28 protein-coding genes are annotated in these 22,717 nt (G+C 69.1%); 20 read left to right on the forward strand and 8 right to left on the reverse strand.

Annotation, left to right across the window (positions count from 1 at the left end; translation table 11 throughout):
- Positions 1–259 precede the first annotated feature (259 nt).
- From ACQEV1_RS52390 to ACQEV1_RS52425, 8 genes are all read left to right on the forward strand, one after another.
- Positions 260–484, forward strand: a complete 225-nt coding sequence (locus tag ACQEV1_RS52390; RefSeq protein ID WP_433405741.1) for a hypothetical protein — start codon at positions 260–262, stop codon at positions 482–484.
- A gap of 221 nt (positions 485–705) precedes the next feature.
- Positions 706–993 carry an HU family DNA-binding protein gene (locus ACQEV1_RS52395; protein ID WP_433405743.1) on the forward strand — a complete coding sequence of 96 codons (288 nt, stop codon included), beginning with the start codon at positions 706–708 and terminating at the stop codon, positions 991–993.
- A gap of 70 nt (positions 994–1,063) precedes the next feature.
- Entirely contained in the window at positions 1,064–2,215 is a 1,152-nt protein-coding gene (locus tag ACQEV1_RS52400; RefSeq protein ID WP_433405745.1) for a DUF2637 domain-containing protein, read from the forward strand.
- Between the two features lie 222 nt (positions 2,216–2,437).
- The gene (locus ACQEV1_RS52405; protein WP_433405747.1) at positions 2,438–2,815 is read left to right on the forward strand and encodes a hypothetical protein; all 378 of its coding nucleotides are present in this window, start codon (positions 2,438–2,440) and stop codon (positions 2,813–2,815) included.
- Between the two features lie 124 nt (positions 2,816–2,939).
- Positions 2,940–3,203, forward strand: coding sequence for a hypothetical protein (locus ACQEV1_RS52410; RefSeq protein ID WP_433405749.1), 264 nt, complete (start codon positions 2,940–2,942; stop codon positions 3,201–3,203).
- Entirely contained in the window at positions 3,190–5,586 is a 2,397-nt protein-coding gene (locus ACQEV1_RS52415; RefSeq protein ID WP_433405751.1) for a DNA translocase FtsK, read from the forward strand. The genes ACQEV1_RS52410 and ACQEV1_RS52415 overlap by 14 nt, the downstream gene beginning before the upstream one ends.
- A gap of 11 nt (positions 5,587–5,597) precedes the next feature.
- Positions 5,598–5,966 (forward strand): hypothetical protein, encoded by a 369-nt coding sequence (locus tag ACQEV1_RS52420; RefSeq protein WP_433405753.1) that lies wholly within the window; start codon positions 5,598–5,600, stop codon positions 5,964–5,966.
- 66 nt (positions 5,967–6,032) lie between these two features.
- Positions 6,033–6,254: a hypothetical protein gene (locus ACQEV1_RS52425; RefSeq protein WP_433405755.1), complete on the forward strand. Its 222-nt coding sequence runs from the start codon at positions 6,033–6,035 to the stop codon at positions 6,252–6,254.
- A gap of 175 nt (positions 6,255–6,429) precedes the next feature.
- Here ACQEV1_RS52425 and ACQEV1_RS52430 read toward each other — a convergent pair whose 3' ends face one another.
- The 3 genes from ACQEV1_RS52430 to ACQEV1_RS52440 form a co-directional block, all read right to left on the reverse strand.
- Positions 6,430–6,531 carry a DUF397 domain-containing protein gene (locus tag ACQEV1_RS52430; RefSeq protein ID WP_433405757.1) on the reverse strand — a complete coding sequence of 34 codons (102 nt, stop codon included), beginning with the start codon at positions 6,529–6,531 and terminating at the stop codon, positions 6,430–6,432.
- Between the two features lie 28 nt (positions 6,532–6,559).
- Positions 6,560–7,429, reverse strand: coding sequence for a helix-turn-helix domain-containing protein (locus ACQEV1_RS52435; RefSeq protein ID WP_433405759.1), 870 nt, complete (start codon positions 7,427–7,429; stop codon positions 6,560–6,562).
- Positions 7,430–7,698: 269 nt separating this feature from the next.
- Positions 7,699–7,977, reverse strand: a complete 279-nt coding sequence (locus ACQEV1_RS52440; RefSeq protein WP_433405761.1) for a GntR family transcriptional regulator — start codon at positions 7,975–7,977, stop codon at positions 7,699–7,701.
- Positions 7,978–8,195: 218 nt separating this feature from the next.
- On the opposite strand from ACQEV1_RS52440, the gene ACQEV1_RS52445 reads away from it, so the two are divergent.
- On the forward strand, positions 8,196–8,699 hold the full coding sequence (locus ACQEV1_RS52445) for an ATP-binding protein (protein WP_433405763.1): 504 nt from the start codon (positions 8,196–8,198) through the stop codon (positions 8,697–8,699).
- A gap of 108 nt (positions 8,700–8,807) precedes the next feature.
- Positions 8,808–9,383: an NUDIX domain-containing protein gene (locus tag ACQEV1_RS52450; protein WP_433405765.1), complete on the forward strand. Its 576-nt coding sequence runs from the start codon at positions 8,808–8,810 to the stop codon at positions 9,381–9,383.
- On the opposite strand, the gene ACQEV1_RS52455 is transcribed toward ACQEV1_RS52450, so the two are convergent.
- The gene (locus ACQEV1_RS52455) at positions 9,325–10,713 is read right to left on the reverse strand and encodes a hypothetical protein (protein WP_433405767.1); all 1,389 of its coding nucleotides are present in this window, start codon (positions 10,711–10,713) and stop codon (positions 9,325–9,327) included. The two genes, ACQEV1_RS52450 and ACQEV1_RS52455, sit on opposite strands and share 59 nt — an antisense overlap.
- 229 nt (positions 10,714–10,942) lie before the next feature.
- On the opposite strand from ACQEV1_RS52455, the gene ACQEV1_RS52460 reads away from it, so the two are divergent.
- The 7 genes from ACQEV1_RS52460 to ACQEV1_RS52490 all read left to right on the forward strand — a co-directional run bounded on the left by ACQEV1_RS52460 (position 10,943) and on the right by ACQEV1_RS52490 (position 18,252).
- Positions 10,943–11,257 (forward strand): hypothetical protein, encoded by a 315-nt coding sequence (locus ACQEV1_RS52460; RefSeq protein ID WP_433405769.1) that lies wholly within the window; start codon positions 10,943–10,945, stop codon positions 11,255–11,257.
- Between the two features lie 125 nt (positions 11,258–11,382).
- Positions 11,383–11,808, forward strand: coding sequence for an ATP-binding protein (locus ACQEV1_RS52465; RefSeq protein WP_433405771.1), 426 nt, complete (start codon positions 11,383–11,385; stop codon positions 11,806–11,808).
- Between the two features lie 462 nt (positions 11,809–12,270).
- On the forward strand, positions 12,271–12,642 hold the full coding sequence (locus ACQEV1_RS52470) for a helix-turn-helix domain-containing protein (protein WP_433405773.1): 372 nt from the start codon (positions 12,271–12,273) through the stop codon (positions 12,640–12,642).
- A 404-nt stretch (positions 12,643–13,046) separates the two neighbouring features.
- The gene (locus ACQEV1_RS52475) at positions 13,047–13,535 is read left to right on the forward strand and encodes a helix-turn-helix domain-containing protein (protein ID WP_433405775.1); all 489 of its coding nucleotides are present in this window, start codon (positions 13,047–13,049) and stop codon (positions 13,533–13,535) included.
- Complete coding sequence (locus ACQEV1_RS52480) at positions 13,532–15,385, forward strand: hypothetical protein (RefSeq protein WP_433405777.1); 1,854 nt, start codon at positions 13,532–13,534, stop codon at positions 15,383–15,385. The genes ACQEV1_RS52475 and ACQEV1_RS52480 overlap by 4 nt, the downstream gene beginning before the upstream one ends.
- On the forward strand, positions 15,378–16,064 hold the full coding sequence (locus tag ACQEV1_RS52485) for an SDR family NAD(P)-dependent oxidoreductase (RefSeq protein ID WP_433405779.1): 687 nt from the start codon (positions 15,378–15,380) through the stop codon (positions 16,062–16,064). The genes ACQEV1_RS52480 and ACQEV1_RS52485 overlap by 8 nt, the downstream gene beginning before the upstream one ends.
- 298 nt (positions 16,065–16,362) lie before the next feature.
- Entirely contained in the window at positions 16,363–18,252 is a 1,890-nt protein-coding gene (locus tag ACQEV1_RS52490; RefSeq protein ID WP_433405781.1) for an AMP-binding protein, read from the forward strand.
- Positions 18,253–18,266: 14 nt separating this feature from the next.
- On the opposite strand, the gene ACQEV1_RS52495 is transcribed toward ACQEV1_RS52490, so the two are convergent.
- Positions 18,267–18,707, reverse strand: coding sequence for an NUDIX hydrolase (locus tag ACQEV1_RS52495; protein ID WP_433405783.1), 441 nt, complete (start codon positions 18,705–18,707; stop codon positions 18,267–18,269).
- A 77-nt stretch (positions 18,708–18,784) separates the two neighbouring features.
- Here ACQEV1_RS52495 and ACQEV1_RS52500 point away from each other — a divergent pair, with 77 nt between their 5' ends.
- On the forward strand, positions 18,785–19,492 hold the full coding sequence (locus ACQEV1_RS52500) for a TauD/TfdA family dioxygenase (RefSeq protein WP_433405785.1): 708 nt from the start codon (positions 18,785–18,787) through the stop codon (positions 19,490–19,492).
- A gap of 91 nt (positions 19,493–19,583) precedes the next feature.
- Here the strand turns inward: ACQEV1_RS52500 and ACQEV1_RS52505 are convergent, their stop codons facing one another.
- The 3 genes from ACQEV1_RS52505 to ACQEV1_RS52515 form a co-directional block, all read right to left on the reverse strand.
- Positions 19,584–19,847 carry a hypothetical protein gene (locus ACQEV1_RS52505; protein WP_433405787.1) on the reverse strand — a complete coding sequence of 88 codons (264 nt, stop codon included), beginning with the start codon at positions 19,845–19,847 and terminating at the stop codon, positions 19,584–19,586.
- Positions 19,848–20,216: 369 nt separating this feature from the next.
- A complete protein-coding gene (locus tag ACQEV1_RS52510) occupies positions 20,217–20,480 on the reverse strand; it encodes a hypothetical protein (protein ID WP_433405789.1) in 264 nt (87 codons plus the stop codon).
- 539 nt (positions 20,481–21,019) lie between these two features.
- Complete coding sequence (locus ACQEV1_RS52515) at positions 21,020–21,364, reverse strand: hypothetical protein (protein WP_433405791.1); 345 nt, start codon at positions 21,362–21,364, stop codon at positions 21,020–21,022.
- 214 nt (positions 21,365–21,578) lie between these two features.
- On the opposite strand from ACQEV1_RS52515, the gene ACQEV1_RS52520 reads away from it, so the two are divergent.
- Both ACQEV1_RS52520 and ACQEV1_RS52525 read left to right on the forward strand, forming a co-directional pair.
- The gene (locus ACQEV1_RS52520) at positions 21,579–22,247 is read left to right on the forward strand and encodes a DUF433 domain-containing protein (protein ID WP_433405793.1); all 669 of its coding nucleotides are present in this window, start codon (positions 21,579–21,581) and stop codon (positions 22,245–22,247) included.
- Between the two features lie 86 nt (positions 22,248–22,333).
- The gene (locus ACQEV1_RS52525; RefSeq protein ID WP_433406171.1) at positions 22,334–22,684 is read left to right on the forward strand and encodes a hypothetical protein; all 351 of its coding nucleotides are present in this window, start codon (positions 22,334–22,336) and stop codon (positions 22,682–22,684) included.
- Positions 22,685–22,717: the final 33 nt, after the last annotated feature.

The raw sequence follows: 22,717 nt of genomic DNA on the forward strand, positions 1-22,717 counted from the left end.
GCTCTGGGCACACGTGTCATTGCGTGTCACCAGGTGTCGCGGCCCTCCGAGTGACACCTAATGACACCCAACGACACGTAATGACACGAGCCGCGCTGGTGTACGCGCTGGTGTACCCAGCCCCCTCGTTGCCGCAGGTAGGGAGGTGTCGCCGAGCCCCCTGAGACCCGCGAAAAGCGGCGGCCCCCGCCCGGTGTTGGCGCACCAGGCGAGGGCCTAGGAACCCACTTGGAACACCTCGCGAAAGGTAGGTGGGCCCATGGCCCACGATCGTAGGCGTCAGCCGAGCCCCGGAGCACCCCTCGCGCGCGCCGCCATCCTCATCGTCCTCATCGACGTCGGTGTGTGCATCGCCGCGCCGTGGCTGATCCACCCCGCCGCCAAGGCCTTCGAGACGGCCCTCATCGTGGTCGGCTTCTCCGCCGTCGTCCTGCTCGCGCTGGCCGTCGCCTGGCGCCGCGTACGGCCGCCGCGGGGGCACTGATGCGGCGCGATCCCTGGAACGACTTCCTCTGCATGATCGGCATCATCGGCTGCCCGATCGCTTTGATCATCGGGATCGTGCTGGCCCTCCGCTAGCAGCAGAGAAATCGTGAGCAGGCCCCGAGGCCGGAGCCCGCCGGGCGCTCCGCACCCCACTAACCCCGGGCCGCCACTCCCCATGGCTGAGGGCGGCCCGCCCACCCACACAAGAACAGGAAACCCATGAACAAGCGCGAACTCGTCGAGGCCATCGCCGACCGGCTGCCCAGCAAGGCGGTCGCCGGCGACGCCGTTGAGGCGATCCTCGACACCATCCAGGAGACCGTCGCCCAGGGCGAGAAGGTCACCCTCACCGGCTTCGGCACGTTCGAGAGGGCCAACCGCCCCGCCCGCGCGGGCCGTAACCCGGCCACCGGCGACACCATCCAGATCCCCGCCAGGTCGGTTCCGACGTTCAAGGCCGGGGCCGTCTTCAAGGGCTGCGTCGACGCCCGCCGGTTCAGCTCGTAGCTCGATCTCCGGCCCGCCCCTCACCACGGTTGAGGGGCGGGTCTCCTTCCCGACCAAGGAGCCCTCGCTCGTGACCACGCCCCAGCCCGCCAAGCGCCGTATCAACTGGCAGCGGATCCAGTACGGGATCCGCTACTTCTTCGCGTTCGCCGGCGGCCTCACGGTCGCGGGCGTGGGCGACTACATGAGCTTCCGCAACCTGAGAGAGTTCGGCGAGCGGCACGACTTCAGCCCTGGGTGGGGTCTCCCGGTCGGCCTGGACGCGGGGATCCCCGCCTTGCTGCTCCTGGACTCCCTGCGCCCGAGCCGCTTCCTCCGCGCCGTGGCCTGGGCGCTGTCGGCCGGCACTGTCATCGCGAACGCCGCGGTCACGCCGGACCACTCCTGGGTCTCGCGCGGTCTACACGGCGTCATGCCCGCGCTCGCGATCACCTGGTACGAGGCCGTACGGCGCCTCAACCGGCCCGAGACGGCCAAGACGATGGACCGCGTCCGGCTGATCCGGTACCTGGTCTCCCCGATCCGGACGGTGCGGCTCCGGGTCCGGATGATCCGCTGGGAGGTCGTTTCCTACAGCGAGGCGCTCCGCCTGGAGTCCGCCATCCTGCTCGCCCGCGCCGTGCTGGTCGCCGAGTACGGCCAGCGGGTCTGGCGCCGGACCCGCCGGCACGTGCCGATCATCCTCGCGCACTTCCTCGACACCGGGCAGTTGCCCTCGGAGTTGTTCTTCAGTCCGGACTGGGGCACTGAGGTCCGTGGGTGGGTCCGCGAGACCCTCGACGAGCTCGACCCGCGCCGCCACGGCGACCTGCTCAAGCCGGACCGGACCGAGGCGGACCCGAACCGGTCCGGCGACGAGCCGGAGCGGTCCCCGTGGGACCAGATCTGGGACCGGCGGACCGAGCTGGTCCCGCACGGGGTTGACAGCACCGTTCTCGCTCAGTCAATCGGCATCGCCCGCGACCACTTCGAGCAGGTCGGCGGGTACATCAGCGGCAGCCGCCTCGTCGCTCGGATCGGCGGCGCGAAGGGTCGCGCCAACGCGATCGCCGCCGTGCTCCGGACCGCCCACGAGTCCGGCGTCGACCAGGCGGTCGGAACCCAGGACTCCTCAGGCGCACCCAGCGGGACCGAGAAGAACCCCGTCCGGACCAGTCCCCCCCCAGCCGGTCCGAACGGTCGACGGGCGGACGCCCAGATTCCCGCTGGGGCCCAGCCGTGACCCGGCCCCAGCCCGGCCGAGGACCGGCACCGACCGGCCCTCGGCGGCACCGGTCCCCTCGGTCCCCTGCGCGGTACCGGGCCGTACGACCACCGCCCCACCACGGCGAGAGGAGGTGATGCCGACAAGCCATCGACGACCAGCCCAGGAACCGCCCAGGCCCGACCGGACGACCTGGACTGGCCGCCTCACGACACACACGCGAACGAGATGGAGATCACGATGGACACGAGCATTGCCGAGACCGGCAACGCTCCACCCCAGCCGGGGATCGTCCTGGCGCTCGACCCGACCAGCTCGGCCGGGTCCCCGGCGGTCGCCGCCGCGGCGACGCCCGAGCAGCTGCCCGCGAGCACGGCCACGACGGTGGCCGCCGGCAGCACCGGCCTGATCATCGTGCTGTTGATCGGCTTCGTGCTCTGGCGGGCCCTCGACAAGAAGAAGGCCAAGCCGATGCACCTGGCCTTGGCCTTCACGATGGGCGCGCTGCTGTCGGGGTCGATGGTCGGCGTGATGGCCAAGCAGACCGCCGACTCGATCGGCAGCGGCGTCGCGACGATGTTCAGCACGGTCACCACCAGCGGTGGCGGCCACAAGTAGCCCACGGGCGGGGGCGGTGTCTCACCGCCCCCGTCTCACCCCTCTCTCACCCAGTTGACAGGCCCCAAGGCGCGCGCGTATGCGCGCGCGCGAGCCCTGTGAGACACCCACCACGGAGACCCGAGTGCCACGCCTGTCCCTCGGCGCGATGGCCCGCCGGCGCATCGCGAACCAGGCCAGTTTCTTCGCCCAGAAGAGGGCCCAAGCGACCACCCCCAGCGACCGCGCACGCGTCGCCTGGGACCAGTGGCGCGCCCTGCTCCGGGAGCTCCCGGCCGACCAGGTCGCGCCGTGGGCAGACGCACTCGCCCGCACGCTCGACACCCACATCGCACGGCTCACCCAGATCTTGGATTCCGACGAAGGAGACCGGCATGACCGCCGATGAGGACGAGCTGCCGTCCCGGTATCAGGCCACACGGCTCGACAAGGTCCGCGACCACGCCAGGGCCGTGTACGCGCGGCTGCGTGGGTCTGACGACTCGGCGGAGGCCGCGGCCGAGGACCTGGAAGCCGCGACCACCGAGCCCGCCGAAGCGCCAGCGACGCTGTCCGACCAGGCGCCCGCGTGGGCGGCCGCTCAGCGCGCGCGGGTCCGCGCCGGCCTGCTGATGCTCCGCGGCCGGCTCGGGGACTGGGTGAGCACGCGGTCGGTCAGCGACGCGGAGATCATGAAGCGCATCGCCGAGGCTCTGCACGAGGAGCAGACGGGCGAGAGCTCCCGCGCCGCCCCGGCCGCGCCGAGCGAGGCGCAGATCGCCGAGACCCGCGGCCGGATGCGGTGGGGCAGGCGTCTCGCCGTTGCGGTGGCCGTCTGGTTCGGGCTGATGTTCGTGCGCGCTCAGCCCCTCGCTCTCGTCCTCGCGTGCCTTGGGTTGCTGCTGTACGCCTGGCATGTTGGTGAGGCTTCTGAGGGCGATGAGGCGGCCGTTGACGAGCCGGCCGAGACGACGCCAGCCTCCGAGACGCCGCCGGACAGTGCCCCTACCGACCTTCCAGGCCCGCCGGAGCCCGAGCCTGTCCGGCCGGCCTACACCATGCCGCCCGACGGCCTGCTGGAAGCCGCGCGGCCGGCGGCCGGCGGTAGCCGCGAGGCCGAGCGGATCACCGCGGCGATCACCCGGGTGCTCGCCGAGTTCAAGATCAACGCCAAGGTCATCGGGCATACCCGCGGGCCCACCGTGACCCGCTACGAGATCCGGCCCGGGCCCGGCGTGAAGGTCGAGAAGATCACCGGCCTCGCGCGGAACTTCACCCTCGCCGTCAAAGCGCGCGACGTACGGATCCTCGCCCCGGTGCCCGGCAAGGCCGTGATCGGCGTCGAGATCCCCAACGACGCCAAGGACCTCGTACGGCTCGGTGACGTACTGCGCTCGACAGCAGCGACCAGCCAGACGCACCCGCTCCTGGCCGGCCTAGGCAAGGACGTCGAAGGCCACATCGTGGTCGCGAACCTGGCGAAAATGCCGCACCTCCTCGTCGGCGGCGCGACCGGCGCCGGGAAGTCCACCTGCATCAACGGGCTGATCTGCTCCATCCTCATGCGGGCCACACCCGAGCAGGTCCGGCTGATCCTCATCGACCCCAAGCGCGTCGAGCTCACGGCGTACGCCGGCATCCCGCACCTGCTGTTCCCCACCATCACGAACCCGCGGAAGGCCGCCGAGACGCTGGAGTGGGTCACCGGGGAGATGGACCGCCGGTACGACGTGCTCGCCGCGGCCGGCTTCCGCAACATCGACGAGTTCAACGCCGCCGCGGCCGCGGGCAAGGTCGTGGTCGACGGGCAGCCGCTCGCGCCGATGCCCTATCTGCTCACCATCGTCGACGAGCTCGCCGACCTGATGCTCACCGCCAAAGACCAGGTGGAGACCTCCATCGTCCGCATCACGCAGCTGGCCCGCGCCGCCGGCATCCACCTGGTGCTCGCCACACAGCGCCCCAGCGTGGACGTCGTCACCGGCCTGATCAAGGCGAACGTGCCGTCCCGGCTGGCGTTCGCCACGTCATCCCTGGCGGACAGCCGCGTGATCCTCGACCAGGGCGGCGCCGAAAAGCTCCTGGGCCAGGGCGACGCCCTGTACTGGCCGATCGGCGCGAGCAGCACACTGCGCCTGCAGAACGCCTACGTCTCCGACAAGGAGATCGAGGCCATCGTCCGGCACTGCAAGCGCCAGGCGTCCCCTCCCCTCGACGAAGAGTCTTCGGCACCGGCCGAAGCCAAACCCACCGCCGAGGACGTCGGGGAAGACCTCGAGCTCCTTCTCCGTGCGGCTGATCTGGTGGTCTCGATGCAGTTCGGGTCGACGTCGATGCTGCAGCGGAAGTTGCGCGTCGGGTACGCGCAGGCGTGCCGCCTGATGGACCTGCTGGAGAGCCGGACCATCGTGGGGCCGAGCGAGGGATCGAAGGCCCGCGACGTCCTGGTGAGTCCCGACGCCCTCCCCGAGCTGCTGGCCTCCCTACGCAAGCAGAACGCCGAGGGCCACGAGGACGCCGTGACCGTCGCTGACGGCGCCCCGAGCACCGTGGCGCCCGGAGTCACCCCGGCCGCCCCGGAGGAGCCAGAGGAACCGCCCATCCTCGACCAGCTCGTCACCGCCCTTGAAGCGGCCGACGGCGGCCCGCTGGAGTGGCGGCCGCTCGCCGAGGCCGTGGGCGTCAGCCGACCCACGCTGTACCGGCGCATGGCCGAACTGGTCAAGGCCGGCCGTGTCCAGCCCGTCGCCGGCGGCGGCTGGCAGCTCCCCAACGACAAGCCGACTGACTGAAGGAGACCCGCATGGGCGCGTTGTCCGACATCAACCTCGAGCCCGACGACCTGGCCGACATCGCCGAACGCCTCGCCGACGAGGCGCCGAACGCGGCGGCGCTCATCACCGCGATGACGACGTTCCTGGCCGAAACCGAGGAACGCTGCGAGGACCTTCTCGCCGAGACGATCGACATGCGCCGGTCACACCTGACGGCGCTACTCGCCGTGGCCCAGGACACGCGCGCCCGGCTGGCGGAGGTCCTGCGCGGCGTCGATCTGGACGGCCGACTTCCGGACGCGGACCTGGTCGACCCGGTACACGATGGCCTCAACACCACCGGCGATGCCCTCGCGGCCATCGTGGGGGTCCTGGCCCGGAACCCGCACACGAGCTGAATCCCGCGCCAGCCACACAGGCTGGTCGGTCGAACGACTGTAGAACTATCAACGGAAGGATCGAGGATGACAACGAGAGTCGAGCTGCAGGTGCTGCTGACGGTCGGCGACCAGGCCGAGCTCATCACACCCGAGCACACGGCCGAGAACCCGCTGCGGATTCCGATGGCCACGATCGCGCAAGAGGCGGGTCTCCCCGAGAACGAGTTGCCAGGACGCCGCTTCACGGCGATACGGGACGGCCAGTCCTACCGGGACTTCAAGCTGGTCGACGATCCACGGATCTAGCGTCCTGCGCGTGCATACGCGTGACAAGCGGTGGCTGTGGGCGAGCGTGCAACATGCGACGAAAAGTGTCGATTGTCCAACAGTGAACGGCATTTCTCATTAAACTGGTATGAAATTCCCTCTCGGGAACAGATAGGGGCACCGAGCACCTTCGGTGCCCCTATCTTCTCTGCAGTCACTTGCCAGTTGGCGGGACCAGTGCGACCTCTACACAGTTGCCCTGCTGATTGGTCCTGCTACTCTTTCTCCAGGTCAGAGGCTTGTCAATTTTGGCCATTGAGAACAGACCTTAATCTTGGGACGGATCACATAGTTGCCGCTGCTGCGGTGATTACGGCGATCGTATCCAGCCTGTTCAATGCTTTGCCCCTGAGGGTCTCAAACGCGTTGGAGTAGACGGCGACGTCGGTTTCATCCTCGATGAACAACTCACCCGCGATGGTCTCGACGTAGACGGCCGGCGCGTCGGCAGCGTCCGCGAACTGCAAGATCATGAAGGAGCCAGCGACGCCCGGGTGCGCGCCCGCGCGAAACGGCAGGACACCGATGGTGATATTCGGCAGCTCCATGAGCTCGATGAGGTGCTCCATCTGCGCGCGCATCACCTCCGGGCCGCCGACGATCCGGTGGACGGCGGCCTCGTCGACGATGACCGACAGCCGCGCCGGGGCGTCCGGGCGGTGAAGGATGCGCTGACGCTCACGGCGAACTTCGACCCTGGCGGCGACGTCTTCGGCCGGCATGTTCGATGGGCCGCCGGCGGCGATCAGCGCGCCGGCGTACGCCTCGGTCTGGAGCAGGCCGGGAACGGCGGACGGCTCGAACCCGCAGACCTCATCGGCCTCTGCCTCCAGGCCGATCAGTGTGGTGAAGGTCCTGGACAGCATCGTGCTGTACGGATGCCACCAGCCCTTCTGCCGCGCGGCCTTCGCCAGCTCGACCAGTTCTTGACGTTGTTCGTCGCTCACGCCGTACAGCTCGGCGAGGCGTTCCATGTCGTGCGGGTCCGGGCGCTTGGCTTGGCCGGACTCCAGGTAGAGCGGCTTGTTCTTGTCCCAGCCGAGGCGGCTGGCGACTTCGGCTGCGGACATGCCGCTCGCGGCGCGCAGGTCGCGGAGGCGGCTGGTCAGGCGCCGCCGTCTCAGCGTGGGACTGGGATCGCGCGAAGCAGCCACTGATTTCCTCCTCCTCGTCGTCGCTGGGGGCGATCGTAGAGCAACCGGCTTTCTCGCATACCGGACATTCAAGGAGGAATATGGCATCCGAAAGTTCAGGTATTGAAATTCGGTTCCCGAAGATGCATGGTGGCTTAAGTCCCCACCTGGGAGTGATGAGTATGGCACTCGCCGCAGTGACCGCTGGCTTAGAGCCCGAGACGTACGCCAGTCTGCTGTTCGCCGACACGTGCGTCCGTACCGCTCTCGCCGCGGTCGAGCCGAGGCGGTTACTCCTTAGGCGGCGGAGTCTTCACCACGTAGGTCCCCCGTCCGTGCACGGTCTCGACCGTGCCGCGTTCCCGAAGCTCTTCCATCGCACGTCGGATCGTCGAGTACGCCACGCGGTACAGGTCTCGCAGATCCCGCTCCGACGGCAGTTTGCTATCGACGGCCAGCTCACCTCGCCGCACGCGCTCGTCGATCAGGTCGGCGACCTGAAGGTACAGCGGTCGGCGCCCCTGGTAGTTGATCGCGGGATGCCCCTGCCACTCCTCTTCCTCTGGCACCCGCACACCGTAGAACTCTCAAGATCACTTAGGTGCTCCCATGTGCTCTGGGGTGCTCCTATGAGCTCCTTCCTCCATCAGCGCACATGCGCGCTGCCCACAGACGGCGGCGGCGTGGGTCCCGAACCGGGTCTCCGGGGTCCAGCCTGCGTCGCCGTCCACGCCGAGCGGCCGCGGCGGCTGGTCACCGCCGCGGCCCTCGGACCGAGGAGATAACCATGGTCGCGCCGCGCGTTCGCCTGTCCCGTTCCCTGGAGGCCAAGGCGATACGACGCGGCCATCTCGTCGGCCGGCACCGAAGTCCCACCTGGCATCGGCTGCCGATTGCCTCTACGTCGGTCAGCGCGGCCCGGAAGGTCGCAGCGGCGCTCCTCGTCGACGTCGCGGCTACCGATGCGCAGCACGTCGACGACGTGATCCTCGTCGTCTCAGAACTGGTCACCAACGCGGTGCGTCACGCAGCCGGCGGGAAGACCCTTCGCCTGGGCGTCGCTGTGCATGATCGGTGGACGCACGTGCTCGTTGAGGACCCTGATTCCACCGTGCCCGCACCGCCCCCTGACCCCGATCAGCTGAGCGAGTCAGGCCGGGGCCTCGCAGAGATCGTCATCCCGCTGTGCGCACTGTTCCGTTTCGAAGTGCGCCGGTCCGGCAAGGTCGCGCACGCTGTCATCGCTCGGGCGCCTCGCCAGTCCTCGGCCGGCGGGGCATCTTCGGTCTGAGGCGCCCAGCGACCACGGAGTGAAACAGCTCGACGTCCATAACCTCGTCGAGACGCCGCATTCCCCCACCCACCCCCACTTTCAGAACCGCGCGGGTACCGTCGCCACGTGACCGATGACGCCTTGCCCGAGCGCTCCCGCTGGACCATCCACGGCGAACGCCTGCTTGATGACAGCCCGCATGTCCGAGTCTCGATGGCCAGTGTCGAGCTCCCGAACGGTGTGACCTTCGAGCAGTACGTCTTCCGGATGCGCCGCTGCGTCATGGCCGTCGTGCTCGATGACGCCGGGGAGAACATTCTGCTGATCTGGCGGCACCGCTTCATCGTCGATCAGTGGGACTGGGAGGTTCCAGGCGGGTACGTCGACCCGGGGGAGGATGCGGCGGCGGCCGCCGCCAGGGAAGCCGAAGAGGAGACCGGCTGGCGCCCCCGAGAACCGAAGTTCCTGCTCTCCTATCAGCCGATGGTGGGATCAGCCGACGCCCCGCAGGACATCTACATCAGCCACGGCGCCGAGCACGTCGGTGAACCTGAGATTGATGAGGCCGAGATCGTACGGTGGGTGCCGATCGCGGAGGCGCAGGCGATGATTGCGCGTGGCGAAATCCTCGGTGCCGCGACGATCATCGGAGTGATGCATGCGGTCGCAGAGCGGGCAGACGGGTCTTCGCGTACTCCCTGAGATCTCGGCATTCCGCGACGTCGTCGTAGTCCGACAGATCGACGAGCAGGTTCCTGATGTAGGTCACCACGCGCGCCGACATGAGGGGGGCGGCTCGGTCGATGGCCTCCCGTCCTGTCACGCATGCCTGCTCGACGTCGCCCTGGATCGCGTAGCTGGCCGCCAGGAGTGCGACGTTGAACGCCCGTCCGCGGACGTACCGCTTGTCCATGATCAGGGATTGCTTGGCGTACTGAACGGCCGTGTGGCCCTGGCCGAGCGCGCGGAACGTGTGCGCGATGCGTGCCGAGAGATAGGCCTCGTCGAAGTACCCCAGCCACGCCGGTGTCTCCGCGCTGTTCTTCTCGAAAGCGACACTCGCCCGCCTCAGTGCCCGCGAACAGGCGCCAGCGTCGCCGAGGAGGGCGTGAGCATGCGCTTCCATCACCAGTCCCTCGGTCTTCAGGACCGGCAGATCAGCGCGGTTCGCGGCCTCTTGGGCGGCGTGCGCCAGATCGATCGCGTGGGTTGGCTGGGACACCCATATCGCCTGGTGGCTCATCGCGGCGAGGATCTCACCGCCCAGGCCGTCGTCGCCGGCGTGACGCGCCATGGACAGCGCCTGTACGAGGTACCGCTGGGCAACGCCCTGCTGCTCCAGGTCGTAGGCCTGCCAGCCGGCGAGCTGCGCGACCTCCGCCGCTGCTGAGAACAGTTCCCGCCGGACGTCTTCCTTGCAGCGGGCGTCGTGCAGCAGGGGGATGAGGTTCCCCCGCAGGTAGTCCACCACCGTTGACTGGATCCGCCCACCGCCCATCTGGTTGTCCAGAACCCGGAACGCGCGTGTGGCCTCTCGGATGTCTTCGACGTCGGCCATGCCAATCGCCCGTGAGCCCTGGGCGTCGAGCAGCGCCGTGCGGGGCGCCAGTAGCCACCGCAATGCAGCGGACGAGTACGCGGCCAAATCGAAGCCGGCCTCAACGAGCGCGCGGCGATGTTCCAGGTCGTCGTGGGCGAGAGCGGCGAGTCGATGAGCGCTCTCGGCGGGGTGGAGCGTTAACCGCAGCGCGGCGCCGGAGTCGCTCTTCTTCCTCTCCTTCATGCCGATGTCGGCGGCGGTGATCGACCGGGCGAGCGAGTTGCTCAGTACCTCGGCGATCAGATCAGGCGTTGGCTGACGTGGCGTTTCACCACGTACCCATCGTGCGACTGAGGAGTGGTTGTAACGAAGCTCGAGACCTCGGCGTTCACCGAGCTTGACGACGCGCGCGGCCAGCCCCTTGCGCGACATACCTGCTTCGCGCATGAGCGCGTCGAGGGAGTCGTTCGGTTGCTTGGGCCGTCGTCCCATGGTCCCTGCCCCTTGCCGGTACACGCAGTGTGGCATGGCCAACACAACCGGTTCTATGGGTTCGTGGCACTGCACGCCCCCCCGTTCACGCACCCGCCCTGCTTCACACGCCTGATGTTGGACCGTCGCATCGTGTTCGCTGCACTGCATGAGTACGGAGCTTGCAGGTGCTGGCAGCGTGGTAGCCCAGCTGCGCGATGCTGCGAGGGAGGCGGCCAGAGTCGCTCTGATGAGCGAGCGACTGCGCGATCTCGCGGCTCTGCTGCTCGCGCAAGGACTCAAGGTCGTGACCCGGTCGACGGTCATGACGGTGTCGGATCCTGTCCCCGTCGAGGCCAACAATCCAAAGGACCGCCGAGACCTAACGCAGAGCGTGCTTCTTCGAGCCACTGACGAGGGACTGCGCTGGTACTTGGTGCGGTCAACGCCGCCAGGGCGCACGCCAGAACTGGAGCCGCTATGTCCGGGTGAGGACATCGACCAGGCTGCCGCACGTATCGCCCAGGCGCTCGCCGAAAAGCTAGCCGCGGCGGCGGAATCGTGATCGCCGTGGCCGTGAAGCCTTCCACCATCACCCCGTCGTCGGGGTATCCGGTGATGGCTCCGGATCGCGCATGGACGCCGTTGGGCGATTCACCGTGGCTTCGGCTGGGGCCATATCCCGAACTCGTGCGTACGGCCCGCAACCACGTGCTTGAAGTCCTCGCAGAGCACTCCGTCGATGACATCGCCGAGGACGTGCAGCTCATCGTCAGCGAGCTCGTGACGAACGCGATGCGGGCCGCGCAGCGGTTCGCCGTGAACCGGGGCGTGGGATGGGCGTGGTACGAGCGGCCGGTGGCGCTGCGGGTGATCTACCGCCCCGCGTGGGTGCACCTCATCGTTGTCGACCCCGACCCGGTCGTGCCGGACCCCGCACCGGCGGACCTCCTCGAGGAGAACGGCCGCGGCCTGTCCATCGTCGACTCCGTCGCCGCGCTGCACTGGTGGATGCCAGGCGATCACGGCAAAGCGTGCCACGTCGTGGTCACCCGCGAGCAGACGCCGCTGAAGCCCGAAGAGGCCGACATGCTCAGGCGCCGGGTGATCTTGTGACCAACAGCGGCTCCTGCGGCGCGGCCACCGCCGAGCAGTACCGGGAGGCGATGGCGATCCTGACGAGAGCATCCACGACCGAGACCCGCCCCCCGGGGAAGGTGTCCCGCACCGGCGACCCCCGTGCCGGGCGGGATGAGGGGGGAGGGGCTGCCCGCGGTAGGCGCTGACCGCGAGCAGTCCTGGCCGCCGGGCGGGTGCGCCTCAACCCCCGTCGACACGCCCCCGCCCGGCGGCCGCGAAGCCCCGTGGCCCCGGTGCTCCGCAGCCATGGACGGATGCCGGGGACGCGGCCACAACGAGAGACCAGGAGAGGAGGAAGGCATGGACCAGTACTGGCGGTGACCCGACCACGACTCCTGTAGTCGCGCCACACCGTCGTCGGATACCCAGCGCCGTGGCCTCGGACCGTACGACAGCCGGGGCCACGGCGCCCCTCCCGCTAGGAACTCCCCCACCGCCGTGACGTCCCTGAGATACCACCTGCACCTGCTCAAGCCCAAAGAGGCGGCCGACGTGTTAGGCATCACCACGACCACTCTCGCCCGATTCGCCCGCGAGGGACGGATCGACTCGGCGTTCAAAACGCCCGGCGGGCACCGCCGCTACAGCCTCGAGAACCTCCGATGCTTCCAGGCCGGGCGGGCCGGCGTCACCGAGGAGGACGTACGGGCCGACGACATGGCGCGCCTGTACGAGCAGGGCTGGAGCATCCGGCAGGTGGCCGCCAAGTTCGACACGACCTACCCCATCGCGCGCCGCCTCCTTCGGACTCGGACAGTTCTGCGGAGACCGGGGGGCGTCCCCGCCGGCCAGATAGGTCTCTTCGACTAGTCAGCAGCCCCCTCGTTCCTCCCCCCGTCTCTCTGTCGGACACAGGTCGAGACGCGACTCAAGCATCGGAAAGGATCAACGATCGTGCAGGTAGCTGACCCGGCGCCATTCCGCCGGCGGATCCGTCACCTCCAGGACCTGAAACGTGCCCTGGCAGACGAGGGCGTCACCACACGGATCGAAACACTCGGCCCCAGGCACGCCGTGCTGGTTGTTCCCGGGGTGCCGAATGGGGTCACGTGCAGACCCAACGCGGCCGACGCCCAGCACTGGTGGTACTGGGCCGGTACCGAGCCGTTCGCGGCGGCCTACGACGCGGCGCAGGCCCACGAAGCGGCCGTGACGCTCCTGAGACGGCCTACGGTGGCGGCGGCTTCTGGCGTAAGCGACGGGTGAGCAGGGCCGTGCCTGTGCCTGCTGGGCAGTTGCAGGCCCGTCGGGCGCTGGCGCGTGAGCTTCAGGCGCTGCTGACGGTCAGCAAAATCAGCCAGCGGGAGATGGCGAAGCGCGTCCGCATCAGCCAGTCGATGGCGTCCCGCGCCCTCAACGGCACGGCAACCCTGACCAACTCGGTCATCACCCGCTGGGCGCGTGCGGCGGGAGCTGACCAGACGAAGCTCGATGAGCTTCTCACCTTGAATGAAGCGGCGGCACGCGCGGGAGCGCAGGCCATCCCGAAGGGCAGCGCCGTCTGGGGGTTCTCCTTCACCTACGTCGAGCCCGAGAACGCCCCACCGTTCTTGGCAGTGCAGATGCCTCAAGGCGAACTGCAGGTGGAAGACCCCGACCGTGACCTCATCGAAGAGCAGAAACGACAGCTGTACCAGATCGCCAGCGATGTCATTACCGGCCGCTATCGGGCGGGCGGAAGATCCCCGAAGGAGGGACGATGATCCTCACCAGCACCTACCGCGACCACACCACGGCCAGCCGTGACCTGCTCGCGGCGTTCTCCTCGCTCGACCACGCCACCACAGCGAACCTCGCCGCCGATGCGCTGGCGGCCGCGTTCGACCGGCTTCTACGGCGCCTAGCCGTCCTGGCCTCGCTCCACGGTCCCGACGTCCCCGGGCAGTTCCTCGCCGCGCTCGCCGCCGCCGGCCCCGGCGTCGACGTCGTCGACCTGACCGCCGCCTACCTCGAACGCGGAACCGGCGAGGCGTCCGGCGAAGCGAGCGAGATTCAGCAGGAGCTCGTCCACTTCTCCCGGATCGTCGACATCGGGCAACTCGGTCTCGACGCCGGCGCTACCGAGCACGCTCTGCGCCGGCTCCGCGGATCCGACCGCCTGCCCGACTCCCTCAAGGTCTTGTCCGAACTCATCATCGTTACCCGCGCCCGGCTCGCTCAGCGCGGCCAGCTGTTGCCGATCCCCTGGCTACGGCCGCTCGCCGCAGCCGAGACCGACGTCGGCGACGTCACCGTGGCCATCCCACCGACCACGCCGGACTACTGGATGGCGATTCGGTGCGACCGGCGCCGCCTCCGCCGCCAGTTCCGTTACGAGCTGTCGGCGCTCCTGGAGTACCTGACACCGGTCGAGGCGGCCCTGGCGCTGTGGGTCCACGCCCACGAGCAGCAGTTGCCGATCCGGGTTGAGCTCGCCCTCGTCCAGGCCGACGCCGCCGGCGGCATCACGACCACGGCCTGGACCTACCAGCCCACCAGCTGCCCGCCGGATCAGGTGATCGGGCATGTCGCGGAGCAGCTCCCGTCCATCACTCGGGTGCGGGCGGGCGAATCCCACCTCATCCGGCTCGGCGAGTCCGGTTACCGGGTCACGGCCGGGGCGTTCGCCTCCGCGCTGGTGGCCGATCAGTCCAGCGACGGCGTCGCCGCGGAACTCACCGCTCCCCTGGAGGAGACCGCGGGCCCAGGCGTTCTCGCGGAGCAGGCCCGCGCGCTGCTCGCCGGCTACAGCGGCCCGGAGCTGGTCAGCATGGAGGCGGGGCATATCCACCTCGACCGTGACCTGGACATCGACCAGGAGACCGGCGCGGCGATCGGCGAAGCGGTCTTAGGGCTGCTCGACGAACGGCAGACACGACGGCCTGTGCTCACGCCGATGATGGACGACGACCACGTGCTGGTCCGGCTCACTCCGGCGACCTACCGGCGGTTCCTGCGGTCGAACTTCGGTGACGCGCCGATGCACCTGATCTGTGAGTCCTCGCCCGTCATCCGCTCCATCGTCGTCGCGCTGTACCAGCGGATGGCCAACTCCCGGCTCGCGAACCGCTTCGCGCGGCGTGGCGGGAATCTGTTCCTACCGCTCGGCGACGGCACCAGCTGCGAGCTGTTCGAGGGCGTCGACAGTGACGTGCCGATCACCGGGTGCGTGTTCTTCGAGACCGCGCTGCTGACCTACCGGACCGCCCCTGCCCGCTTCGACCGCTACTTCTGCGACCGGTACGGCCTGACCGTCGACGTACACACCCACGCGGCGGAGTTGCTTTCCACCGATGAGCCGCACGATGCGAAGGTCGCCGCGCTGCAGGACTACTACGCCACGTTCGCCGACGTCACCGACCCTCGCCACCCGGACCGGCATGTCACAGCGCTCGTCGAGGAGGTCCTCGACGACGCCCGCCCGGTCACCGCGCACCTCAACATCTTGGAGGACTACTACGAGGTCCAGCAGCGTCGCGTCCGGAGCCTGCTGAGCCTGCTCGACCTGCCGCTGCGGCTGGTCACCGTGCACTTCAACGCCGCCACCGGCCGCGTGGTCCTCCGCGATGACTGACCCCGGTGTCCTGGTCGTCACCGGGGCGTCCGGGACGGTCGGCACCTGCGTTCTCGACCACCTGGTCCCGGCCTGGCCCGGCCGGCTGTGCGCAATCGGCCGGGCCCGCCCGCCGCAGCTGCCCGCCGCCGACTTCCTCGCCTGCGACCTGGCGGACCCGGCCGCCACGGTCGAGGCGGCCAGCCGCCTCGCAGCGCAAGCGCCCATCGCCGGGCTCATCTGCATCGCCGGGGTGGACTGCCGGGCCAGCCTCGACCAGATGACCGTGGCCGCCTTCGCCGTCAGCGTGCAGGTCAACTGCGTCGCCCACCTCGAGCTCCTGCGCGCGTCCGTGCGGGCCCAGCCGGCGGTGACCCGCCCCCTGCCGGTCGTGCTCGTCTCCAGTGACGTCGTCGGCGCGCCGCAATTCGGCACGCTCATCTACGCCGCAGCGAAGGCCGCGGCCGAGGAGGCGTTCCGGCACGCCGCGGTCGACGTCCCGGCCCCGGGCATCGCCCTGCTGACCGTACGGCTGCCCGACATCGGCGTGCCGATGCGGGCCGCCGCTCCCGGACCGCCACCTCCGCCACGGACCAGCGAAGACCGGCCCAGCGCGCAGCTGCGGGCCGCCGCGCAAGCCATCACGAAGTTCATCACCGCCGACCACGCCACCGGCATCGAGGAGATGTGGCATGCCTGAGTGGATGATCTCCACCAGCGGAGCAGACCCGTACCCGGCCCGGCACGTCGCCGAGGAAACTCGTCTGCCGCTGAGCTGCTCGGCCGAGCACCCGGCCACCTACCTGCTGTCCGGCTCGGACCAGCCCCGCATCGCCGCCTGCGCCGAAGCCGCACTGCACGCCGGTCACCGCGTTGTCCTGCTGCCGGGCGAACCGAGGGGCTCCTTGCCCGACGGGACCGGCGTGCACATCGACCACAAGCGCGTTCACACCGGCCCGTACGCCGGCCGTGGGGCCCGCTCCGGGTGGGACGTCGCCATGTTCAGCTCCGGCAGCACCGGAACACCCCGCGGTTACGGCTTCACGACCGCTCAGCTGGAGGTGGTCACCGGCTGGTATGAGCAGATCTACCAGGTCACTCCGGACAGCATCATCGTCACTGCGCTGCCGGCGGCCTACAACTTCACCTTCGTCGCCGGTGTGTTGCTGGCCGCCCGCCTCGGTGCCCGCCTGCACCTGAGCCGCGCTTTGCACCAGGTCCTCCACGACGCTCGTGAGCTGGCCGTCCTGGCGGACCGCGTGGTGATACTCGCCAACCCCGTCGTGCTGGAGCAGGCTGACGTGACGGGACCGCTGCCGCGCAACGTGCTGGTCGATTCCGGCGGCGCGCCGCTGTCGACGACGGCGGTGATGGAGTACCGCGACCGGGGGATCGACCTGCGCGAAGGCTACGGCCTGACGGAGACGGCGTCGCTGACCCACTTCGACGCGGTAGGCGGCATGTTCGCAGCGGGGACCGTCGGCCATGGCATGCCCGGCGTACGAACGACGCTGGAGCCGGTGGCCGACAAACCGCGCATCGTCTTGGCCAGCCCTGCCATCGGGGTCCCGCTCGATCCGTACGAGCCCGAACCCACTGGTCTGCTGCGCAGTACCGACGTCGGCGCGATCGACGCCGAGGGCCGCCTGCGGCTGCTGGGCCGTCTCGACGACGAACCGATCGGTGGTCTGTGGCCCCGCGACACCCTCGACGTCCTCGGGCCGCTGCTGCATCGCCGCTGCGCCCTCGTCCGCCACACCGACGGCCAGGTCATCATCAAGCTCTTGGAGGTGGCCAGCGACGAATATGCTGCGGCGATCCGGCATCGGGCGGCCGACGCCCTCGACGTCCCGCTGGAGAACGTCACCGTCACATCCCAGCACCAGCGTCGCCTGCTGCACTCGGTGAAGTTGTCCCGTTACGATCGCCGCGTGACGACGCCGCGAACCGTCGAACCGGGGAACACCGCCATCCGCCCGACCTGGAAGCAGCTGCCCGTTGCGCTCCGCGCAGGCCTCGCCGACCGGCTCGGTGAAATCGCTTCCGCCGACGTCCAAGGCGGTGGCTTCACCCCGGGCCTGGCCGCGCGCCTGCAGCTGGCCGACGGGCAGCGCGTGTTCGCCAAGGGCATCCCCGCCGAGCATCCACTCGCCGGGAAGTACCGCGATGAAGCCGCGACGACCCGGCTGCTGCCGCCCACGGCACCGGCGCCACGGCTCCGCTGGGACGGTGACATCGGCGGCTGGGTGGTGCTCGTCTTGGACGACGTTGACGCCCGGCACGCTGATCTGTCCGTCGGCTCAGCCGATGTTCCGCGTGTCGTCCCGACGATCGCCGGCCTGGCCGACGTGCTGACGCCCTGCCCTTCCGCTGACGCGCCGGCCGCCGAGGTTGACCTTGCCGGGCTCGTGCACGGGTGGCGCGAGCTCGCCGAGGCGCCGCCGGCTGATCTGCCGGAGTGGCCGCGCCGCCATCTCGCTGCGCTGGCGGACCTGGAAACCTGGTGGCTCGCGGCGGCCGCCGGCGACACACTCGTTCACGGCGACGTCAACGCCTCGAACCTCCTCGTCAACGATGCAGGCGTGTACCTGATCGACTGGGCTCAGCCCGCGCGCGGTGCCGCCTGGCTCGACGTCGCCGACCTCATCCCGCATCTGATCCTCGCCGGCCACACGCCTGCGGGGGCCGAGGCGGCGATCGCCGACGTGCCGGCCTGGCACGGCACCGACGCCAAGGTCATCACCAGTTATGCGGCGGCGTTCGCCGGCTACTGGGCGCGCGTCTCGCGCCAGCCCGCACCCCCTGGCGTTCCGCACCTACGCGGGCATCAAGCCCGAGCCGCGCGTGCTGCGACCGCCTGGGTGGCGTACCGAACGGGCTGGGTGTAGCACCGGATGGCATGTCACCCGTGCCATCCGGTGTACCAGGACGCGATGCTGTTCTTGTAGCCCTCCGGCATCCGGAGCCCCGGCACCTCAGCCTCGGTGAACAGGCCGATCTCCTTGTGCTCGTGGCTGAGCACGGGCGGCCGGTCCGTATCCAGCCGGCACCCGTAGGTGACGATCAGGACGTCCACGCCCTCGGTGATGTGGTACACCCAGCTGTCCAGGATCGCCTGGACTGTCACCGGCCAGGACGCCTCTTCGGCGATCTCTCTCGCCACGCACACGGCCGGGTCCTCGCCCAACTCGAGTTTGCCGCCGGGCAGCTCCCACTCATCGCGTTCGTTCCGTAGCAGCAGCACCCGGCCGTCGTGATCGAGGACCACGCCTTTCACGCTGACCGGGAAGCGGTGCGCCGCGTTGTCGGTGGCGGTCACCACCGCCGCCGTGATCTCACCCATAGCCGCACCCCAACACGCCCCATTGGCGCGCACCACAGCCGCCGGCGATCACCGATCAACAACCGAAGGAATCCTTGATGACCGTTGACCTTCGCGCCGACACCTGGCGCGACACAGCAATCGAGCTCCTGGCCACCTGCGGGCTCGTCATGTTCACCGGCCTGCGCGATCGCAACCACCTTCTGCGCGTGGCCCGCCGCCTGGTGACGATCCGCCCCCACCGCAGCGCCGGCGCCGACGGCGTCAGCGTCATCGCCGACCGCGCCGACCAGCGCAGCGGATACACCGCCTACAGCACCGCCGCGCTCCCGCCCCATACCGACGGCACGGCCATGCCCAACCCTGCTCACCTCATCATCTTGGCCTGCCAGGAACAGGCCGGCGCCGGCGGCGAATCCCTGGCGATCGACGGCCAGGCCGTCTACCGCACGCTCGCGGCGGAATATCCCTCCGAGCTGAAGGAGCTCTGCCGGCCGAACAGCGCGGTGTTCAACGGCCTTCGCTCCTCCGTCTTCGCACAGCTCAACGACGGCCGGGTAGTCGTCCGCTGCCGCTTCGACGAGCTCGTGCAATACGACCCGGCGGTCGCCAGCATCCTGGCGATCTTCAAGGCGGTCATCGCCAAGCACACCGAGACGGTCCGCCTCCGTCCGGGCGAGGGTTACATCATCGACAACTCCCGCTGGGCGCACGGGCGGGCTCAGTTCACCGGCACACGCGTGATGTTGAGGGTGCTCGGCGACCCGCTGCCCGACGCGAGGCTGCCTCTGGGGTTCATGCCCTGATCCACAGCAGTCGCCAGCCAGCCGATCGCCCACGCGCCACGAACGCCCCGCGCCCTCATGTGGAGGGACGGCGGGGCGTCGCGCTATCGGATCAGGCGCGCTTCCACCGCCACCGGCCGTTGCTGTACCGCGTGCACCGGTACCGCTTCCCGGTCTTGTACGCGTACCCGTAGTGCTTGTGCGCCGCAGCCGGGCAGTAGCTCCCCGGCGTGATGCATGTCCAGTGGCTGGTACCCGACACCCGATGGGCGTGGCAGCGTGCCTCAGCCGCCGCGCCTACCGACCCGGTCACCGCCACGGCACCGCCGGCGAGAGCCAGCGTGACCGCGGCCGTCACCGCGAACCTCTTCAGCACTCGAACTCCTCGATGAGAACGACGCGGGGTGATCCTGCGGTTCTACCGGTGACCAACCGGTAGCGGCGGCGGATGACCAGACACGGACCGCATGTGAACCAACCCGCCCGGTTCGGAGTCATCCACATCGCCGCAGGTAGATAGCCTGTCCCCATGCTCATGGTCGACGGGTACGGACGACGCCTCGAGGTGATCGTCCTGAACCGTGGCCATGGCCCGCAGACCTGGATCCGCGTCTCGTGGAGAGGCATCCTCCTCGGCCCCGGCGCCGCGTACGCCGGCATCGGCCCCGGTTACTACAGGACGGTGTCCGCCGCGCTCCGCCATGTCGATGTCGAGTCCCTCGTCGAGGTCATCGAGCTACCCCGGTTATCCGCCCGAGCTGTCGGCTTCCAACGCCTGCGCGCCAGCCATGGCTTTTCGGGCGGCTTCACGAAGCGCCATCCGCGCTTGGTAGGGCGTCTCGTGCTTCCGTGTTTCCTTGACGAGCTTGTGGGTCAGGTCTTGCAACCGCTGGCCGGCGGCCTTGAACGCCGCGTCGTCGCCGCTCTTGGCGGCCGCCGTGCGGGCCTGGTCAGCGACGAACCAGTCGACCTGGAGCTGGACGAGTTCGAGCGAGAAGGTGAAGCTCACGGCCACCAGTATGCGCGGCGGCCTCGTGGGTGATTTGTCCGGGTCGCCAACACTTCGTTTGCGAAGAAGTGTTGGCGACCGGTGGTTTCGCCTGGTTCTTCGGTACGGTCGTCCCCGCATCACCGCTTCATTCCCTCGGTCGGCACGGATCCGGCCGACCGGAGTGGATGGTCGGCCGGCTGGCCCTACATGGGTCGGTCCGTCCTGACCGGCCGCCCCGTACGGGCGGCTGCGGAAGGTGGTGCTGATGGCCGGGAAGCACCGGCGATCAAGACCGTACGGTGCCTGGCGGCTCCGACTTCAGCTGGTGAGGCTGCTCGTGGAGTCGCTGGTCATGAGATACGGGAACGGCCCCGGCCGCCGCTCCTGAAGGGAGCGGAGACCAGGGCCAGTTACTGGCCCTCGCGTTGACCAATGCCCGGACGGCGCGAGGGCCTTCGTAATTCGGCACGTCGGACGATCGGGGACATGTCGACGTTGCCCCGATCAACCTGAGCACACCGTACCGCGCGGAGTCTCGCGAGATGGCGAGAGACGGGCTACCAGCCCCGGGGAGCCTCCGGCCGGCGCCATCGGTTCCGCCGCTCGACGCCGACCGGCACCCACTCCTGCACGCGCTTGTCGTCGCGGTCCACGTCGGCGACTTCGAGAAGGAGCTCGGCGCCGCCGTCGTATCGGGTGTAGTTCGGGTCGGCCTCGTCGGCTGGGCGCAGGCCCAGCATGATCCCGGCCGCCTGCGCCAAGAGGTCCGTACGGTCGCCGGCGATTTCGCGGAGGCGCGCCAGCACGCCCGCACGGTGTTGGCCGGTCGGCGCCGTCCAGGTGCGGGTGGCGATGGTGAGCAGGGTGCTGATGACCCGCTGGTCCTGCTCGTGTTCCCCCATGACCGCAGGCTAGAACAGACGTTCGACTGATCGCCAGTGGGCGTCCCGTCGATCACTCGCTCGGGTGGCCGTGTACGGCCATCGGTGGAAACGGTCAGGCGATCTGGTCGATGGTCTGGTGAAACACCGGGCAAGGTGGCGGTGACTCTACGGGCATCGCCTGCCATCCTGGGGAAGGAGGCTGAAGAGTGACAGCAAGCGGAAGGGGGAAACCGTGACGAGCGTGCTGGACCGCGAGATGTACTCCGAGGCAGAGGCCGCTCGCCTTCTCGGCGTCCACCAATCCACGCTGCACTACTGGCTCGAAGGCGGCCAGAGCAGGGGCAAGACCTACCGGCCCATCATCCGCGAGGCCCCGAGAGGGGTCAGGACAGTGACGTGGGCTGAGTTCGTAGAGGCGGGCTTCCTGCGCGAATACAGGAACCGCAAGGTGCCCATGCTGGAGTTGCGGAAGTTCGTCGACGAGCTTCGGGACACCTTCGGTGTTCCTTATCCCCTCGCGGACCGCCGCCCCTTCGTCTCCGGCCGCCGCCTCGTCTATCAAGCGCAGGTGTCGGCCGGGTTGAACCCGGAGTACTGCCTCGTCTCCTTCATCGACGACCAGCTCATGCTCACCCCGCCCGCGGAGACATTCGTCGACCGTGTGGAGTGGGTCGACAACGTGGCCGCGCAGTGGCGACCCGACGACAACCCCAGATCCCCCGTCCGCGTCAATCCCGATATACGGTTCGGCCGGCCGAACATCGAGGGGATCAGCACTGAAGCGATCTGGGAACAGATCGAAGCCGGCGAGAACGTCTCCACAGTCGCGGACACATACGACCTCACCGTGCCCCAGGTGCGCTGGGCGTTGTCGTATGAGAACTCCGTGCGGGCGGCGTGAGCCGCGTCAAAGCGGCCAGGATCAGGTTCTACGTCGACGCTGACGTATTGGGTCTCGCTCATGTCCTGGTCCGGCTGCGCCCTGATGTGACCTACCCCGGAGACCCGGGTGGGCCTGTACACAAACGAAAACGCCCTGCGTGTCCGATTACGACACCGAAGACCCCCGACGAGGTGTGGATCCCCGAGGTGACCCATCGTGGGTGGTTGATCATCACCCGCGACAGCAAGATCCAGATCCGAAGACGGGAGATCCAGGCCGTTCGCGAGCACGGGGCCCGGATGATCGCGTTTGGTGGGGTGGATGCGATCAGCACCTTCGCCCAGCTGGAGATCCTCATGTGCCAGTGGCGGAACATCGAAGCACGTCTGGACGAGGACGGGCCGTTCATCTACGCGGCGAACCGAACGAGCTTCCGACCCGTGCCGCTCGGCTGAAGCGCAGCACGGCTACTCGCCCGGCGAGTACGC

This window comes from Actinoallomurus sp. CA-142502 (assembly GCF_050936355.1).
Taxonomy (GTDB): domain Bacteria; phylum Actinomycetota; class Actinomycetes; order Streptosporangiales; family Streptosporangiaceae; genus Actinoallomurus; species Actinoallomurus iriomotensis.

Coding starts and splice junctions, on each gene's coding strand:
- ACQEV1_RS52390 (WP_433405741.1), top strand. CDS start 260: ATGGCCCACGATCGTAGGCGTCAGCCGAGCCCCGGAGCACCCCTCGCG.
- ACQEV1_RS52395 (WP_433405743.1), top strand. CDS start 706: ATGAACAAGCGCGAACTCGTCGAGGCCATCGCCGACCGGCTGCCCAGC.
- ACQEV1_RS52405 (WP_433405747.1), top strand. CDS start 2,438: ATGGACACGAGCATTGCCGAGACCGGCAACGCTCCACCCCAGCCGGGG.
- ACQEV1_RS52415 (WP_433405751.1), top strand. CDS start 3,190: ATGACCGCCGATGAGGACGAGCTGCCGTCCCGGTATCAGGCCACACGG.
- ACQEV1_RS52420 (WP_433405753.1), top strand. CDS start 5,598: ATGGGCGCGTTGTCCGACATCAACCTCGAGCCCGACGACCTGGCCGAC.
- ACQEV1_RS52425 (WP_433405755.1), top strand. CDS start 6,033: ATGACAACGAGAGTCGAGCTGCAGGTGCTGCTGACGGTCGGCGACCAG.
- ACQEV1_RS52430 (WP_433405757.1), bottom strand. CDS start 6,531: ATGGCCAAAATTGACAAGCCTCTGACCTGGAGAAAGAGTAGCAGGACC.
- ACQEV1_RS52445 (WP_433405763.1), top strand. CDS start 8,196: ATGGTCGCGCCGCGCGTTCGCCTGTCCCGTTCCCTGGAGGCCAAGGCG.
- ACQEV1_RS52455 (WP_433405767.1), bottom strand. CDS start 10,713: ATGGGACGACGGCCCAAGCAACCGAACGACTCCCTCGACGCGCTCATG.
- ACQEV1_RS52460 (WP_433405769.1), top strand. CDS start 10,943: ATGAGCGAGCGACTGCGCGATCTCGCGGCTCTGCTGCTCGCGCAAGGA.
- ACQEV1_RS52480 (WP_433405777.1), top strand. CDS start 13,532: ATGATCCTCACCAGCACCTACCGCGACCACACCACGGCCAGCCGTGAC.
- ACQEV1_RS52485 (WP_433405779.1), top strand. CDS start 15,378: ATGACTGACCCCGGTGTCCTGGTCGTCACCGGGGCGTCCGGGACGGTC.
- ACQEV1_RS52490 (WP_433405781.1), top strand. CDS start 16,363: ATGTTCAGCTCCGGCAGCACCGGAACACCCCGCGGTTACGGCTTCACG.
- ACQEV1_RS52495 (WP_433405783.1), bottom strand. CDS start 18,707: ATGGGTGAGATCACGGCGGCGGTGGTGACCGCCACCGACAACGCGGCG.
- ACQEV1_RS52500 (WP_433405785.1), top strand. CDS start 18,785: ATGACCGTTGACCTTCGCGCCGACACCTGGCGCGACACAGCAATCGAG.
- ACQEV1_RS52515 (WP_433405791.1), bottom strand. CDS start 21,364: ATGGGGGAACACGAGCAGGACCAGCGGGTCATCAGCACCCTGCTCACC.